The organism is Sphingomonas gei (assembly GCF_004792685.1).
GTDB classification, from domain to species: Bacteria; Pseudomonadota; Alphaproteobacteria; order Sphingomonadales; family Sphingomonadaceae; genus Sphingomonas; species Sphingomonas gei.
Window position 1 is genome coordinate 325,748 of sequence record NZ_SRXT01000001.1, and the last position, 15,967, is coordinate 341,714.

General features: G+C 69.2%; 13 protein-coding genes. 10 read left to right on the forward strand and 3 right to left on the reverse strand.

Annotated elements, in window-relative coordinates; translation table 11 throughout:
- Window positions 1-6 precede the first annotated feature (6 nt).
- Both E5A73_RS01300 and E5A73_RS01305 read left to right on the forward strand, forming a co-directional pair.
- On the forward strand, window positions 7-390 hold the full coding sequence (locus tag E5A73_RS01300; protein ID WP_135961993.1) for a copper-binding protein: 384 nt from the start codon (window positions 7-9) through the stop codon (window positions 388-390).
- A 201-nt stretch (window positions 391-591) separates the two neighbouring features.
- A complete protein-coding gene (locus E5A73_RS01305) occupies window positions 592-2,574 on the forward strand; it encodes a cytochrome c/FTR1 family iron permease (protein ID WP_135961994.1) in 1,983 nt (660 codons plus the stop codon).
- A gap of 50 nt (window positions 2,575-2,624) precedes the next feature.
- On the opposite strand, the gene E5A73_RS01310 is transcribed toward E5A73_RS01305, so the two are convergent.
- From E5A73_RS01310 to E5A73_RS01320, 3 genes are read right to left on the reverse strand one after another with little or no spacing between them, the layout of a single operon-like run.
- Window positions 2,625-3,269: a class I SAM-dependent methyltransferase gene (locus tag E5A73_RS01310; protein ID WP_135961995.1), complete on the reverse strand. Its 645-nt coding sequence runs from the start codon at window positions 3,267-3,269 to the stop codon at window positions 2,625-2,627.
- Window positions 3,266-3,898 carry a cation efflux transmembrane domain-containing protein gene (locus E5A73_RS01315; RefSeq protein WP_135961996.1) on the reverse strand — a complete coding sequence of 211 codons (633 nt, stop codon included), beginning with the start codon at window positions 3,896-3,898 and terminating at the stop codon, window positions 3,266-3,268. Before E5A73_RS01315 ends, E5A73_RS01310 begins: the two co-directional genes overlap by 4 nt.
- A gap of 55 nt (window positions 3,899-3,953) precedes the next feature.
- Complete coding sequence (locus E5A73_RS01320) at window positions 3,954-4,352, reverse strand: MerR family transcriptional regulator (protein ID WP_135961997.1); 399 nt, start codon at window positions 4,350-4,352, stop codon at window positions 3,954-3,956.
- A 75-nt stretch (window positions 4,353-4,427) separates the two neighbouring features.
- Here E5A73_RS01320 and E5A73_RS01325 point away from each other — a divergent pair, with 75 nt between their 5' ends.
- The 8 genes from E5A73_RS01325 to E5A73_RS01360 all read left to right on the forward strand — a co-directional run bounded on the left by E5A73_RS01325 (window position 4,428) and on the right by E5A73_RS01360 (window position 15,965).
- Window positions 4,428-5,078 carry a cation efflux transmembrane domain-containing protein gene (locus E5A73_RS01325; protein WP_135961998.1) on the forward strand — a complete coding sequence of 217 codons (651 nt, stop codon included), beginning with the start codon at window positions 4,428-4,430 and terminating at the stop codon, window positions 5,076-5,078.
- A gap of 1 nt (window position 5,079) precedes the next feature.
- Complete coding sequence (locus E5A73_RS01330; protein ID WP_135961999.1) at window positions 5,080-5,505, forward strand: hypothetical protein; 426 nt, start codon at window positions 5,080-5,082, stop codon at window positions 5,503-5,505.
- A gap of 67 nt (window positions 5,506-5,572) precedes the next feature.
- Window positions 5,573-6,826 carry a TolC family protein gene (locus E5A73_RS01335; protein WP_135962000.1) on the forward strand — a complete coding sequence of 418 codons (1,254 nt, stop codon included), beginning with the start codon at window positions 5,573-5,575 and terminating at the stop codon, window positions 6,824-6,826.
- A gap of 4 nt (window positions 6,827-6,830) precedes the next feature.
- Window positions 6,831-7,979, forward strand: coding sequence for an efflux RND transporter periplasmic adaptor subunit (locus tag E5A73_RS01340; protein WP_135962001.1), 1,149 nt, complete (start codon window positions 6,831-6,833; stop codon window positions 7,977-7,979).
- 2 nt (window positions 7,980-7,981) lie between these two features.
- Window positions 7,982-11,203, forward strand: a complete 3,222-nt coding sequence (locus E5A73_RS01345; RefSeq protein WP_135962002.1) for an efflux RND transporter permease subunit — start codon at window positions 7,982-7,984, stop codon at window positions 11,201-11,203.
- 533 nt (window positions 11,204-11,736) lie between these two features.
- On the forward strand, window positions 11,737-12,321 hold the full coding sequence (locus tag E5A73_RS01350) for an RNA polymerase sigma factor (protein ID WP_135962003.1): 585 nt from the start codon (window positions 11,737-11,739) through the stop codon (window positions 12,319-12,321).
- Window positions 12,318-13,307, forward strand: coding sequence for a FecR family protein (locus E5A73_RS01355; RefSeq protein WP_135962004.1), 990 nt, complete (start codon window positions 12,318-12,320; stop codon window positions 13,305-13,307). The genes E5A73_RS01350 and E5A73_RS01355 overlap by 4 nt, the downstream gene beginning before the upstream one ends.
- 90 nt (window positions 13,308-13,397) lie before the next feature.
- A complete protein-coding gene (locus E5A73_RS01360) occupies window positions 13,398-15,965 on the forward strand; it encodes a TonB-dependent receptor (RefSeq protein ID WP_135962005.1) in 2,568 nt (855 codons plus the stop codon).
- Window positions 15,966-15,967 lie beyond the last annotated feature (2 nt).

A 15,967-nucleotide genomic window follows, 5' to 3' on the forward strand; every position in this document is an offset into this window, starting at 1 on the left:
ACTTTGATGAAACCGCTCTATCTGATTCCCGTGCTCGGCTTCACCGTGCTGCTCGCTGCCTGCGGCGAAAAGGCAGCCACCAATGCCGCATCGCCGACCGACGCCGCGACGGCCGGTATGGGGAACATGTCCGGCGACATGGGCAACATGGCGATGCCCGCCGATGCAAAGATGGGCAAGGGCACCGGGACCGTGACCGCGATCGACAAGGCGGGCGGCAAGATCACGCTCGCCCATGGGCCTATTCCCGAAGTGAACTGGCCGGCCATGACGATGGCGTTCGCCGCCAAGCCCGCGCTGCTCGAAAAGGTGGCGGTAGGCGACAAGGTGACGTTCGAGGTGACGGTGACGGGCAGCGCCGGCGAAGTGACGGCGATCGCCAAGCAATAGCCGACGCGCCTCGAACCCGTCGGGGACGGGTCGCCGGTACGCCGGCGGCCCGCCCCCGGTCTCTCGCCCCCGCCAAGGCGCAGCAATCGCCCGCTCGGCCGGTGGCGGACAGCCTGGTTGCCGGTTTTCGGGAAAATCGGCTTGACCCTCTACCTGCTAAAGGGTGCAGAGCGCGAACGACTCGCAACAAGAGATTCGTCGATGCTCCACCGCCTTGCTGTTCCCGCCTGCCTGCGTCGCCCGTCCTTGAAGCGGTTGCTCGTGCTGGCGCTTGCGGTGCTGACCGTATCGCTCCCCGCGCGCGCCTTGGCCAGCGACGCCGACGTGCAGACGACCTGGCGGCTGCTCGACTATCTCGCGGTCGATTATTCCGGCGCGGTAGCCGGCGGCAAGGTCGTCAGCGCTTCCGAATATGCCGAGATGACCGAGTTCGCGGGCCAGGTGGAAACGCGGATCAGGACCTTGGCGCCGAATGCGGCCAAGGCCGACCTGCTGCGCCAGTCCGCGGCGCTGCGCGGCGCCATCGCCGCCAAGGCACCGCCGGCAACCGTCGCCGAGCAGTCGCATGCGCTCGCCGCGGCATTGCTCGCGGCCTATCCGGTGCCCCTGGCGCCGAGTTCGCCGCCCGATCTCGCGCGCGGCGCCACCCTCTATGCGCAGAACTGCGCTGCCTGCCACGGCGCGAACGGGGACGGTCACGGCCCGAATGCCGCAAAGCTCGATCCGCCGCCGATCGCCTTCGCCGACAAGGCGCGGGCCGATCAGCGCAGCCTGTTCGGCCTCTACCAGGTGATCAGCCAGGGCTTGGACGGGACCGCGATGCAGAGCTTCGCGGCGCTGCCCGAGGCCGATCGCTGGGCGCTGGCCTTCCATGCCGGCCAGTTCGCCTATCCCGAAGCCGCGGCGCGCGAGGGCGAGCGGCTGTGGCGCGGCGATGCGGCGATCCGCGCCAAATATCCCAATCTGACCGCGCTGGTCGGCATCACCCCGGCCGCGCTGGCGGCCGATATCGGCCCCGGCAAGGCGGCGGCGCTCACCGCCTATCTGCGCCGCCATCCCGATGCCGTGACCGAACGCGTCGACGGGTCGCTCGCCCTGACGCGCGAACGGCTCGGCCAGAGCCTGGCCGCCTATCGCGCAGGGGACCGCAAGGCCGCGGCGGATCTTGCGCTCTCCGCCTATCTCGACGGCTTCGAGCCGGTCGAGCCGGTGCTGGCCGCGCGCGACGCGGCGCTGATGACGCGGATCGAAGACGCGATGGGGGAACTGCGCGCAGCCATCGGACAAGGGCGCCCGGTCGACCAGGTCGAAGCGGCCAACCGTTCGCTGGCGGGTCTGTTCACCGAGGCCGAAGCCGCCCTGGCGCCGGAGCGGGCGAGCAGTGCGTCGAGCTTCCTCGGCGCATTCGGCGTGCTGCTGCGCGAAGGGCTCGAGGCGCTGCTGATCGTCGTCGCGATGATCGCCTTCCTGAAGAAGACCGAGCGCACCGAGGTGCTCGGCTTCGTCCATGGCGGCTGGATCGCGGCGCTGGCCGCGGGCGTCGCCACCTGGTTCGTCGCGACCTATTTCATCAGCGTGAGCGGCGCATCGCGCGAACTGACCGAAGGGTTCGGCTCGCTGTTCGCGGCGACCATCCTGCTCACCGTCGGCATCTGGATGCACGGCAAGAGCAACGCCGAGGCCTGGCAGCGCTATGTGAAGGCGAAGGTGACCGCCGCGCTGTCGCGCCAGTCGGGCTGGTTCCTGTTCCTGCTCTCGTTCGTGGTCGTCTATCGCGAGGTGTTCGAGACGATCCTGTTCTATGCCGCGCTCTGGGCGGAAGGGAACGGCATGGCGATGCTGGCCGGCGCCGGCACCGCGGCCGGCCTGCTCGCGGGGATCGCGTGGGTGATGCTGCGCTTCAGCGCCCGGCTGCCGATCACCCAGTTCTTCTCCTGGAGCTCGATCCTGATCGCGATCCTGGCGGTCGTGCTTGCGGGCAAGGGTATCGCCGGGCTGCAGGAGGCCGGCATCCTCGGCGTCGTGCCGCTTCCCGACGTGCCGCGCATCGAGATCCTCGGGCTGTTCCCGACGACCGAGACCGTGCTGGCGCAGGTCGCGGCGATCGTCGTGCTCGTCGCGGGCTTCTGGTACAGCGGGCGCAGCGCCGCCGCGGCCCGGGTGTCGGGACCGCCCGCCGAATAGGCGGATGCGTGCGAGCCAGGGCAGATGCTGCCCGGCTCCGACGGCGTCCGTCAGCCGGGCCGGTCGGCCGTGATCAAGGCGATCGTGCCCGTCACCGTATGCACGCGGTCCGGCTCCCGGGCGTTCGCGAAACCTGCCGCGCGGACGAGCTCGGGCAGCAGACCATCGGCATTGGGCTGGGTGTCGGTCACGCCGTCGAGCCGCTGGATGGTAAGGCGGAACAGCAGCCGCATCAATCCGCGTTGCCGCCCATAATCGGCGATCACCAGCCTGCCGCCGAGGCGGAGCGCCGCGTGCATCGCGGCGAGACCGGCACGCTTCTCGGCCATGGGCACCTGGTGGAACATCAGGCTGGTGACGATCGCGTCGGCGGAGCGAGCGCCAATGTCCCGGGCAAAGCCGCGCTCCCAGCGGATATCCGCATCCGCGGCATCGCTCTTGGCGCGCGCGATCGCCAGCGCTTCCTCGTCGGGATCGATGCCGATGACCTGCACGTCGGGCGCAGCCGCCTTTAGCATGACGGCGAAGCTGCCGGTACCGCAGCCGACATCGACGATGGTCTCACCCGGGCGCGGTGCAAGCGCTTCGATCATGGCACGGCGCCAGCGCATCTCGCGGGTCCAGCGCCGGATCGCGCGATCATAGTCGGCGGTGTCGCCGGTCCCCAGCGGCGGCGTGTACGCGTCCTCGCTCATGCCCGTCCTCCCTTGTGATCCGCCAGCTCGCGTCGCGCATCGCGAAGGATGTCATAGGCCGAATGCAGGAACAGCAGCGCGATCACGCCGGCGACGACGAGATCGGGCCAGGCTCGCCCCGTCCAGCCGACGAGCGCCGCCGCGACGATCACCGCGATATTGGCCAGCGCGTCGTTGCGCGAGAACAGCCAGATGGCGCGCGATGTCGCATCCCCCTGGTCCCGGAACCGCGCGAGGACCAGGGCGGCCGAGATGTTCACGACCAGCGCGACGATGCCGATCCCGCCCATCAACTCCGCCTCGGGCGGGATGGCGTTGAATGCGCGCCATATTGCAAAGCCGATGACCCCGAGCCCAAGCGCCAGGAGAAACAGGCCCTGCACCAGCGCGGTGCGGCTGCGGGCGGCGGCGGACCAACCGAGCGCCATCAGCCCGACGAGCGTAATCGACCCGTCGCCGATGAAATCCAGCGAATCCGCCTTCAATGCCTGCGACCCGGCGACGAAACCGCCGGCCAGCTCGATCAGGCCGAATCCCACATTCAGGATCACCACGATCCAGAGCGCGCGCCGATAGGCCGGATCGGTGCCCGCGCGATCGGTGTCGGCCTCACATCCACAGTCGCTCATCGTCACCTCCGCCGCGAGTCGTGCGCAGGTTCTGCACCCTGTAGCAACTAGAGGGTCAATGGCTCGATTCCGGCCCCAGCGCTTCGATGATCCGGCAGTCGGAAATCGCGCCCTGGCTGCACTGGCCGATCAGCTCATCGAGTTCGCGCCGTAGTGCGCGAAGGTCGGCGATCTTCTGGTCGATCTGCGCAAGATGGGCGCGCGCAACGCCATCGACCGCGCTGCACGAGCGGTCCTTGTCGTCGGATAGCGCGAGAAGCTCGCGGACCTGGTCGAGCGTGAAACCGAGATCGCGCGCTCGGCGGATGAAGGAAAGCCGCGCCAGATGAACGGCGCCATAGTCGCGGTAGTTGCCCGCCGTGCGCCCGGGCTCGCCGAGAAGCCCGATCTTCTCGTAGAAGCGAATGGTTTCGACCTTGGTCGTCGTCGCCCGCGCCAGTTCGCCAATCTGCATCGGAAATCCCGCTTGACCCTGTAGTTGCTAGAGGCCGCACATAGCGCAGGACATCGAGTCGTTCGAGGGGATGAAATGGCCTGCAGCAACTGCGCGTCCGCGAAGCAGGACCCGTCCACCGAACCACGCTGGCGGCGCGCGCTGTGGATCGCGCTGATCGTCAACGCGACCATGTTCGGCGTGGAGATTTTCGCGGGCGTCACCGCGCAGTCCGCCGCACTCAAGGCAGACGCGCTCGACTTCCTCGGCGACAGCGCCAATTACGCGATCAGCTTGGCCGTCGCGGGGCTGGCGCTCCGCTGGCGTGCCAAGGCAGCCTTGCTCAAGGGCGCCACCCTGTTCGCGCTCGGGGCCGGAGTGATCGGCAGCACCGGCTATGCCGCGTTCGCGGGCACGTTGCCCGAGGCCGAAACGATGGGGATCATCGGCGGTCTCGCGCTGGCGGCTAATGTCGCCGTCGCCCTGCTCCTGTACCGCTTCCGCACTGGCGAGGCGAACATGCGCTCAGTGTGGATTTGCTCGCGCAACGACGCGATCGGCAATGTCGCTGTGGTCGCCGCTGCCTTTGGCGTGTTCGGCACCGGCACGGTGTGGCCCGACCTGATCGTCGCCGCGATCCTCGCCACGCTCGGGCTCAGTGGCGGCGTCCAGATCATGCGCCAGGCGGCGTCCGAGTTGCGATCGGCGCACGTATCCCACGCGCGACCGATTCTTCAGGGGGAATAGGATGGCTTCGAAACATCAGGACGGGGTGCGATCCCCGCATGCCGCTTTGCTTGGTCCGATCGTCCGGCTACGAACGCTGTCGATGCGACAATCGCTCGCCCTGATCGCCGGCCTGATGCTCGTCCTCACCTTGTGGGCGGGCATTTCGGCATCGGCGGCCCATGCAGCAGAGATCGCCGGCTGCATCGAGCTCTCCGTTGCCGATGCTGGGCTCCACGCGCCGGGCGACGGCGATGAGGTCCCCGGAGACGCGGACAATCCGATGCCGCATCATCACGGCAGCTGTCACAACCATCATTTGAGCGTCCCTGCCATCGATGGACTGGCGGCGGTCGCTCCTGGTGGCCGGACGTCGTTGCGGATCGGTGCGGCCGTCGCACCCGACGCGGTTGCCCGGGAGCGCGATCTGAGGCCGCCGATCGCCTGACGCGCCTCTCGTCCGCGCGGCTGTGTGCCGCCGCGGAGTTCACGCCCTTCGTCAGGAGACCGTTCCCATGTCCCGAATCTTCGCGGCCGTCCTCGCCGCGGCCCTCTGCGCAAGCCAAGCTGCCGCACAGGACACCACATCACCGGCAGCGCCGTTCACGCTGGACGACGCGCTCGCCGCGGCGCGCCAGACCTCGCCCGCGCTCGAAGCGGCCTCGGCCGATCTGCGCGCAAGCAGCGCCGCGCGTACCGTCGCCGGGCTCCGCCCCAATCCGTCGCTCCAGGCCGAGACCGAGAATGTCGTCGGCAGCGGTGCCTATCGCGGGCTCGACAGCGCCGAGACCACCATCGGCTTCGCGCTACCGATCGAGCTGGGCGGCAAGCGCTCGGCGCGGATCGGCGTCGCCGACGCGCAGAGCGGGCGCGCGCGGATCGATGCGGCGATCGCCGAGGCCGACCTCGGCTTGCGCGTCACCCAGGCCTATATCGCCGCGGTGGCCGCACAGCGCAGGCTGGGCATTGCCCGCGAGCGGGCCGGGATTGCCGGCGAGACGTATCGCGGCGCCGGCATCCGCGTGCGCGCGGGACGCGCCTCACCGATCGAGGAGCAGCGCGCCGATGTGCTCCGGATCAATGCCGAGGCGGCAGCCGCGCGCGCCGAGCGCGAGGCCATGGTTGCGCGGGACACGCTCGCCCGGCTGATCGGCCGTCAAGTCCCGGCGGAGCTGGATCTCGCCTGGTTCGACCGGATCGACGGCTATGGCCCGAGCGCGCGAGCCGCTGCCGACGGCACGCTGGCGCTCGCCGCCGCCGATGCCGAGGTGGTGACCGCCGATGCCCAGGTACGCCTCGCCCGCTCGCAGCGCATTCCCGATGTGACCCTGAGCGCAGGCGCGCGCCGGCTCGAGGCGACCAACGATACCGCCGCCGTGTTCGGCGTGTCGGTGCCGCTGCCGCTGTTCAACAATGGCAGCGCCGGCGTCGCCCAGGCACGCGCCGAGCGGGACCGGGCGGAAGCGCGGCGGCGCATGGTCCGGATCGACGCCGAGCAGGCGATCGCCGCAGCCGAAGCGGAGGTCGCCAATGCCGCCGCCGATGCGCGCAATGCCACCGGTCCCGCGCTTGCCGCAGCGGTCGAAGCCGCGCGGATTGCGCGGATCGGCTATCGCGAAGGCAAGTTCGGGCAGCTCGACCTGCTCGATGCCGAGCGCACGCTGGCCGAGACCCGCGCCGCCGCGATCGACGCGCTCGCCGCCTGGCACGATGCCCGCGCCCGTCTTCAGCGCCTGACCAGCGCTGTCCCCACGATCACGAAAGACTGAGCCCATGACCAAGCCGATCCTGCGCACGATGCTGCCGCTCGCGCTCGTTGCAGCCCTTGCCGCCTGTGGCGGCGCCAAGCCCGCCGAAGAAAAGGCCGAGACCGAAGCCAAGGAGGGCGCCGAGGCGCCCGCCGGAGGCGCCATCAAGCTCACGCCCCAGCAGATCGCGACCGCGGGCATCCAGCTCGTGCGGCCGACCGTCGGCGGCGCCGGCGCGATCGAACTGCCCGCGACCATCGACGGCGATCCCCAGGGCACCCAGGTGGTGTCGGCAGCGATCGGCGGCCGCGTCGTCGCGCTGACCCGCAATCTCGGCCAGCCGGTCGGTCGCGGCGACACGCTTGCGGTCATCGAGAGCCGCGAAGCCGCCCAGCTCAACGCAGAGGTCGAGGCGGCGCAAGCGCGCGCCGCGCTCGCCCATTCCAATCTCAAGCGCGAGCAGCGGCTGTTCGACGAGCGCGTCTCGGCCGAGCAGGATTTGATCGCCGCGCGCACCGCGGCCCGCGAAGCGGACATCGCGCTCCGGCTCGCGCGTCAGCAGATCTCGGCCGCGGGCGGCGGCGGCGGATCGCTCAACCGTCTCGCGATCCGCGCCCCGATCGGCGGCCAGGTGATCGCGCGCTCGGTCACGCTCGGCCAGACCGTGAGCGCCGATATCGAGCTCTTCCGGGTCGCCAATCTCTCGACCGTGTCGTTGACCCTGTCGCTGGCGCCGGCCGATGCCGGTCGCGTCCGACCGGGTGCCACCGTCGAGGTGAGCGCGCCGGGCCGGCAGACGACGGCGCGCGTCACCTTCGTCTCGCCGGTGCTCGACCAGACCACCCGGCTCGTGCCGGTGATCGCGACGATCGACAATCGCGCCGGCCAGTGGCGCGTCGGCGAGAGCGTGCAGGCCGCGATCCTGCTCGGCGGCGGCCAGGGCGGAACCGCGATCAGCGTGCCCTCGACCGCGGTCCAGACGATCGGCGACAAGCCGGTCGTGTTCGTCCGCACCGGCGACGGATTCCGGGCAGTGCCGGTCACCCTCGGCCAGACCCATGGCGCTTCGGTCACGATCCTCTCAGGGCTCACCGGCCGCGAGCAGATCGCCGCGGCCAACAGCTTCACGCTCAAGGCCGAACTCGGCAAGGGCGAAGGCGGGGACGAGGATTGATCATGATCGACCGTATCGTCACCCTCGCGGTCGAGCGTCGCTGGTTCGTCCTGCTGCTCACCGCCATCGCCGCCATCGTCGGCGCCGCCTCGCTCTATCGGCTGCCGATCGACGCGGTGCCCGACGTCACCAACAACCAGGTCCAGATCAACGTGCGTGCGCCCGCGCTCTCGCCCGAGCTGATCGAGAAGCAGGTCACCTTTCCGGTCGAAACCGCGCTGGCCGGCATCAAGGGGCTGGAAAGCACCCGGTCTCTGAGCCGCAACGGGTTCGCGCAGGTCACGGCGGTGTTCTCGGACGCGACCGACATCTATTTCGCGCGCGCACAGGTCGCCGAGCGGATCAACGACGCCAAGGAGCGGCTGCCCGATGGGGTTACGCCCGAGATGGGCGCGATCGCGACCGGGCTCGGCGACATCTATATGTGGACGGTCCGCTATCAGGACCGCGGGCACGACCAGCACAAGCCGGGCGAGCCCGGCACCCAGCCCGACGGCAGCTACATCACTCCCGAGGGTGACCGGCTGGTCAGCGAGGCCGACAAGGCGACCTATCTCCACACCGTCCAGGAATGGATCGTGGCACCGCAGATCAAGTCGGTGGCCGGCGTCGCCGGCGTCGATTCGCTCGGCGGCTACGACAAGGAATATCTCGTCGTCCCCGACGTGCAGAAGCTCGCCGCGCTCAAGCTCTCGCTGAGCGAGCTGGCGACCGGGCTCGAGGCCAACAACAGCGCGATCGGCGGCGGCATCGTCGACCGCAACGGCGAGGGCCTGGCGGTCCGCGCCGATGCGCGGATCGTCAGCACCGCGCAACTCGCCAACACGGTCGTTGCCACCCGCGAGGGCACGCCGATCCTGCTGAGCCAGGTCGCCGAGGTGCGGCTGGGCCAGGCGATCCGGCTGGGATCGGCATCCGAGGCAGGCCATGAGGTCGTCACCGGCACCGCGGTGATGCGGATCGGCGAGAACAGCCGAACCGTCTCGACCGGGGTCGGCGAACGGTTGCGGCGCATCGGCCCGTCGCTGCCGCCCGACATCGTCATCGAGCCGGTGCTCGACCGTACCGATCTCGTCAACGCGACCATCTCGACGGTCGCGCGCAATCTCGGCGAAGGCGCGCTGCTCGTCATCGTCGTGCTGTTCGTGCTGCTCGGCAATTTCCGCGCAGCGCTGATCGCGGCGGCGGTGATCCCGATCACCATGCTGCTGACCGGGTTCGGCATGCTCCAGGCCGGGGTCTCCGCCAACCTCATGAGCCTGGGCGCGCTCGACTTCGGGCTGATCGTCGACGGTGCCGTCATCATCGTCGAGAATGCGCTGCGGCGCATCGCCGACCGCCAGCACCATCTCGGCCGCACCCTCGATCGCAGCGAGCGCCTGACGCTGGTGTCGCAGGCCGCGCGCGAGATGATCCGCCCCTCGGTCTTCGGCCAGGCGATCATCATCCTCGTCTATGTGCCGCTGCTCACGCTCTCGGGCGTCGAGGGCAAGACCTTCGAGCCGATGGCGCTTACCGTCATCATGGCGCTGGTCTTCGCGTTCGTCCTGTCGTTGACCTTCGTGCCGGCCGCGATCGCGGTATCGCTGAGCAAGCCGGTCGAGGAGAAGGAAGGCCGGATCGTCGGCTGGGTGCGCCGGCGCTACGAGCCGGGGCTCGACCAGGCACTGCGACGTCCCAAGGGCATTTTCGGTATCGGGCTTGCCGCATTGGTGCTGGCCGGTGCTGGCTATGCGACGCTCGGCCAGGAGTTCCTGCCGCAGCTCGACGAGGGCAACGTTCTGGTCCAGGCGTTCCGGGTGCCCGGCACCTCGGTCGACCAGAGCCAGAAGATGCAGTTCCAGATCGAGAAGGCGCTGTCGGGCATTCCGGAGGTCCGGGTCGTGTTCTCGCGCACCGGCACCGCAGAGCTGGCCTCCGACCCGATGCCGCCCAATGCCACCGACACGTTCGTGATGCTCAAGCCGCGCGGCGAGTGGCCCGATCCGAGCGAGACCAAGGCCGATGTCGTCGAGCGCATCGAGAAGCGCCTCGCCCAGGTTCCCGGGCACAGCTACGAGATCACCCAGCCGATCCAGATGCGGTTCAACGAGCTCATCGCCGGCGTGCGCAGCGACGTCGCGGTCAAGGTGTTCGGCGACGACTTCGGGCAGATGAACGACACGGCCGACAAGATCGCCGCGGTGCTCCGCCGCACCAAGGGCGCGCAGGACGTGAAGGTCGAGCAGACCGAGGGTCTGCCGATGCTCGACATCGCGTTCAACCGCGATGCCGCGGCACGGCTCGGGGTCACCGCCAGGGACGTGCAGGACGTGATCGCGGCGGCCGTCGGCGGCCGGCCGGCGGGGGTAATCTATGAAGGCGACCGGAAATTCCCGATCGTCATCCGCCTGTCGGATGCGGAGCGCGCCAATTTCGCGACGCTCGGCCAGACCCCGGTGCCGACGCCCTCGGGCAATTTCGTGCCGCTCGCCAGCGTCGCCGATATCCGCGTCGCCGACGGCCCCAACCAGATCAGCCGCGAGAACGGCAAGCGGCGGGTGGTGATCCAGGCGAATGTCCGCGGCCGCGACGTCGCCGGCGTCGTGGCCGATGCCCAGGCGGCGATTGCCAAGGACGTGCGGCTGCCGGCTGGGCTCTTCCTCGAATGGGGCGGGCAGTTCGAGAATCTCGCCTCGGCGCGTGATCGCCTCATGCTGGTCGTGCCGGCCTGTTTCGCGCTGATCCTGCTGTTGCTCTACGGCGCGCTCGGCAGCGCCCGCGACGCGGCCATCGTGTTCACCAGCATCCCGTTGGCGCTGGTCGGCGGCGTGGCGGCCCTGATGCTGCGCGGCATGCCGTTCTCGATCTCGGCGGCGGTCGGGTTCATCGCGCTGTCCGGTATCGCCGTGCTCAACGGCCTGGTGATGGTCACCTCGATCCAGGACCTGATGCGCGGCGGCATGGACCGTGTCCGGGCCAGCCGCGAAGGCGCGCTGCTCCGGTTGCGGCCGGTGGTGATGACGGCGTTGGTCGCCTCGCTCGGGTTCGTGCCGATGGCGCTTGGCCACGGCGCCGGCTCCGAGGTCCAGAAGCCGCTCGCGACGGTGGTGATCGGCGGGCTGATCTCGGCGACGCTGCTGACCCTGTTCGTGCTGCCGACGCTTTACGCCCGGTTCGGTCGGCGCGAGTTGCCAGCATCGAACACCGCAGACGCCGAGGAGTTGACGAAGCGGGCCGGTTGAAGCCGATGCGACCGGATTTGCATCGTCGATTGGATCGGGAGATTGGTTGGCGTCACTAGCCAGCGTGCGGGGCCAGCTCCCGCGCGGCCGGGTGGCCCTCGCATATGTCCAGGCCGGTACCGGCTAAAAGCGAGGGCGCATGTCTCAAGCATGCTCTCAACATCCGGCTTTCGCGCGGCTAGGCCTGGTCAAAGGGGCATGCGCCGCCATGGCTGGCGGGGAAGGGCAGGCTGACCCCCCGCATCGTTTTGCGGGCCGAGTTGCTAAATCGCGGAACGGCCTTATCCTCTCGCTCGCGTCGTCGGCACGGCGGCGCCGAGGCGTGAGAACCTCGCTTGAGAAAAATGGTCTCGCACGGCGCATCGCCGGGTGGCCGTCGCATATGTCCAGGCCGCATGCGGCTAAAGGCGTCGGCGCGTGTCTTAAGCATGTTCTCAACACCCGGCTTTCGCCGGCTCCGCCTCGGAAGAGCGGAGCGGTACGATGGCGAAGTTGCAGCTTCAGGCCCGATCCCGTCGGCAGGCGGAGGCACCATGCTGGAAAGCATGAGGTTGGCGCATGAGCTTCCCGGCGGCATCGGCGAGGGGGACCCGTTGCCGCCCGAGGATCGCGTCGTTCCGGCGGCCACCCGCCGGCTCGAGACGCTGTTTCGCGAGCACCGGCCGCGGCTGTTGCGCTTCCTTTTGCGCCGGACCTCCAACGACACCGCCGAGGACCTGACCCAGCAGGCATTCGCGCGCCTCGCCGCACTTGATCATGCGGCGGTCGACGCGATCGAAAGCCCGGGCGCCTATTTGCACCGCACGGCGGTGAACCTGTTGAAGGACGAGGCCAAGAGCGCGGCGCGGCACGGCGCGCATTTGCATGTGTCCATGGACGACGTCGCCATAATGGGGCCGGATCAGATCGCCGCGCTCGAAGCGCGTGATATGCTCGCGCGGCTTGAGGCTGTTATGCTGCGACTCAAGCCGCGAACACGGGAGATCTTCTTGGCGCATCGAATCGACGGCTATAGCTATGCCGAGATCGCGGCCCGGACCGGGCTCGGGATCAAGGCGGTGGAAAAGCATATGAGCCGTGCCATCGCCTATATCGACGACCATTCCTCCTTCCGATGACCGGACCGGCAGGGGAGGATGGCGCCGCCGGACGCGCACGGCAGGAGGCTGCCGGTTGGTTCGCGCGACTGCAGGCGGGTGCGAGCGAAGCGGAGCTGGCGGCGTTCGAGGCCTGGCGTGCCGATGCCTTGAACGGCGAGACCTATGACCGGCTCGCCCGGCAATGGGAGCAGTCCAAGTTCCTCGCCAATACCAGTGTCGGCAAGGGGCGGGATCTCGGCCGCGCGCGCGCCTGGCATCGCCAGCCGGCAGCGCGCGCCGCGGCGGTAGCCGCCCTTTTGGTGCTGATCGTCGGCGGCACCCTGTTGCTGCGCACCGGCTTGCGGCCGGACCCGGCCGCCGCGCCGGTCGCCTATGCCGGCAAGGCCGATGCGGTTCGCACGGTGACGCTGGCGGACGGCTCGCGCGTCACGCTCGACCGGAACAGCGCGATCCGGGTCGCCTATGGCGCGTCCGAGCGTGTCGTCGAACTCGTCAAGGGGCGCGCGCGCTTCGATGTCGCGCACGACGCCGCGCGTTCCTTCCTGGTCCGCGCCGATGGCGGCACGGTGGTTGCGCACGGGACGGTCTTCGACGTCGAGCGGCGGCCGGCCCTTGTCCGCGTCGTCCTGCTGCGCGGCTCGGTCGAGGTCCGCGCCGACTCCGCGGGCGCGCGCGGCAGCGCGCGGGGGCGCATGCTCGCGCCAGGCCAGGCGCTGGTCTATGCCCATGGCAAGGCGCCGTCGCCGCCGGTCGCCGCCGATCCTGCCGATACCGCCTGGCCCGACGCCATGCTCTCGTTCGACGGAACGCCGCTGCGCGACGCGGTCGCGGGCTTCAATCGCCGCAATCCCGTCAAGCTGGTGCTCGGCTCCGACCGGGTCGGCGACCTGCGTATCACTGGCGCGTTCGCCGCCGACGATCCGATGGGGTTCGCCGAGGCAGCGGCCGCGATGTTCAAGCTCGATCTTCGCCGGCAGCCGGACGCGTCGGTCTCGCTGCAATAGGAGCGCACAAAAAGTCGTAGGGTAGTTTCCGTCCGCGTCGTCACCGCACCGAATGGCACCAGCAAGGATGCCAGGTGGGGAGGACGATATATGCGGGGAATTCTGGAATTATCGGCACTTTTTCTGGGCAGCACGGCGCTGGTCGCGGCGAGTTCGACCGCTGCCTTCGCGCAAGAGGCCCAACGGCGAAGCTACGACCTTCCCGCGCAGCCGCTTGCCCAATCCATCCGGGCGGTCGCCGCCGCGACCGGACGGAGCATTGTCGCGCCGACCGAGTTGCTCGGCGACCGCCAGGCCCCGGCGTTGAAGGGAATGTTCTCGGTCGAAGAGGCGCTGGGGCGGCTTCTTGCCGCATCCGGGCTGCGCGCGCGGCGATCGGGTGCCGCTTTCGTGATCACCGCCGCAGAACCGCATGCACTCGAAGCGCCCGTCGAGGCACAGCAAGAGATTACCGTCACCGGCAGCCGCATTCGCGGTGCGCCCGTCGCCTCCACGGTAATCCAGGTCACGCGCGAGGAAGCGCGCAATGCCGGACAGGCGACGCTGGCCGAGATCGCCCGCAGCCTTCCGCAGAATTTCGGCGGCGGCCAGAATCCGGGGGTCGGCTTCAACGTGCCGGAAACCAACGGAGCCGATGTCGGTGGCGGCGCTTCGATCAACCTGCGCGGGCTCGGCGGCGACGCGACTCTGACGTTGCTCAACGGCCACCGCCTTTCCTACAACGCCGCGAAGCAGTCCGTCGATATCTCGGTCATTCCGCTTGGCGCCGTCAGCCGGATCGATGTCGTTCCCGACGGGGCGTCGGCGCTATTCGGCTCGGACGCGGTCGCCGGCGTCGTCAACATCCTGCTGCGCCGGGACCTCAAGGGCGTCGAGACCAGCGCGCGGCTCGGCGCGGCGACCGACGGCGGCGGGTTCAGCCAGACCTATGGGGCCACGGCAGGCACCAACTGGGGATCCGGCAACGCGCTGCTCGCCTATGAATATGGCAGCACCGACGCGATCCTGGCCCGGCAGCGCGATTATGCCGCGACCCGTTCGCCCGGGCTGACGCTGTTCCCGGCACAGCGCCGGCACAGCGTTCTCGGCTCCGCCGAGCAGGATCTCGCCCCCGGTGTCCGCCTGGCCATCGACGGCCTGTTCAACAAGCGATGGACGAACCTGACCTATCCGCTGGCCGCCGGCGGCGACCTCACCGTCGCCCGGGGGCGGACGACCTCGACGGCACGATCCTTCGGCGTCTCGCCGTCCCTGTCGTGGAGCTTCCCGGCAGACTGGAACACGACGCTATCCGCCACCTATGGCGAGGATCGCGTCGACTATGGTGGCTATAGCTTTCAGGGCGGCGTGCTGTCGGTCAACACCGGCGGCTATTACGTCAATCGCGCGCGGTCGATCGAGCTTGCGAGCACCGGCCGGTTGTTCGCGCTTCCGGGCGGCCCGGCCAAGCTCGCGATCGGAGCCGGGCATCGCCAGATCGACTTTCGCCGCTTCACGGGTGTGAACGGCACCCAGAATATCGACCAGTCGCAGGCGGATACCTATGGCTTCGGGGAGCTCAGCCTGCCGCTGGTGTCGCCCGATCAGTCCATTCCGCTCGTCCGCAGCTTGGTGTTGAGCGCCGCAGTGCGCTACGAGGCCTATCGCCGCATCGGCGATGTCGCGACACCGAAGCTGGGACTGGTTTACGCGCCGGCCAGCGACTTCACCTTCAAGGCGAGCTGGGGGAAGAGCTTCCGCGCGCCGACGCTGTATCAGCAATATCAACCCCAGACGCTTTACTTGACGCGCACCTCGACGGTGGGCGGGCAGGGCTATCCGGCATCGGCGACGGCGCTGCTGCTGCTCGGCGGCAACCCCGATCTCAAACCCGAGCGCTCGACCAACTGGTCGGCAACGATCGAGGTGCGCCCGCGCTTCCTTCCCGGGGCAAACCTCGAGCTTGGCTATTTTTCGGTGCGCTACCGGGATCGCATCGTCACCCCGATCCCATCGCTTTCTACGGCGCTGCGCGACGCCGGCTATGCCAGCTTCGTGACGCTCAACCCCGACGGTGCCGAGCAGGCATCGACGATCGCCGGCGCGAGCGTCTTCACCAACCTGACTGGGGGCACCGCCTACAATCCGGCGAATGTGGTGGCGCTGGTCCGCAACACCAGCGTGAATGCGGGCCGGCAATCGGTCCATGGGATCGACGCCTTGCTGCGCTACGCCGGGACGCTCGGCGGCGGAATGGTGACGGCGTCGGCGAACGCGGCCTATCTCGAGAGCGAGCAGCAGATCGGCCCGGCCCTGCCGGTCACCCAGCTGGCGGGCATCCTCTTCAACCCCCCGCATCTGCGGCTGCGCGGCGATCTCGGATGGTCGGTCGGCGGGGTGACGATCACGGCCAACGTCACCCGTATCGGTTCGGTCACCGACAATCGCACCGCGCCTTCCGTCCGGATCCCCGGCATGACGCCGGTCGATCTCACCCTGCGCTACCGGGGCGACAGCGGGCTGCTGCGCGGCTTCGATCTGATCGCGTCGGTCCAGAACCTGTTCAACGCCAAGCCGTCGCCGATCGCGACGTCGCTCTTCTACGACACGCCCTATGACTCGACGAACTATTCGCCGCTGGGGCGCTTCGTCAGCCTGTCGGTGTCCCGGAAATGGTGAGG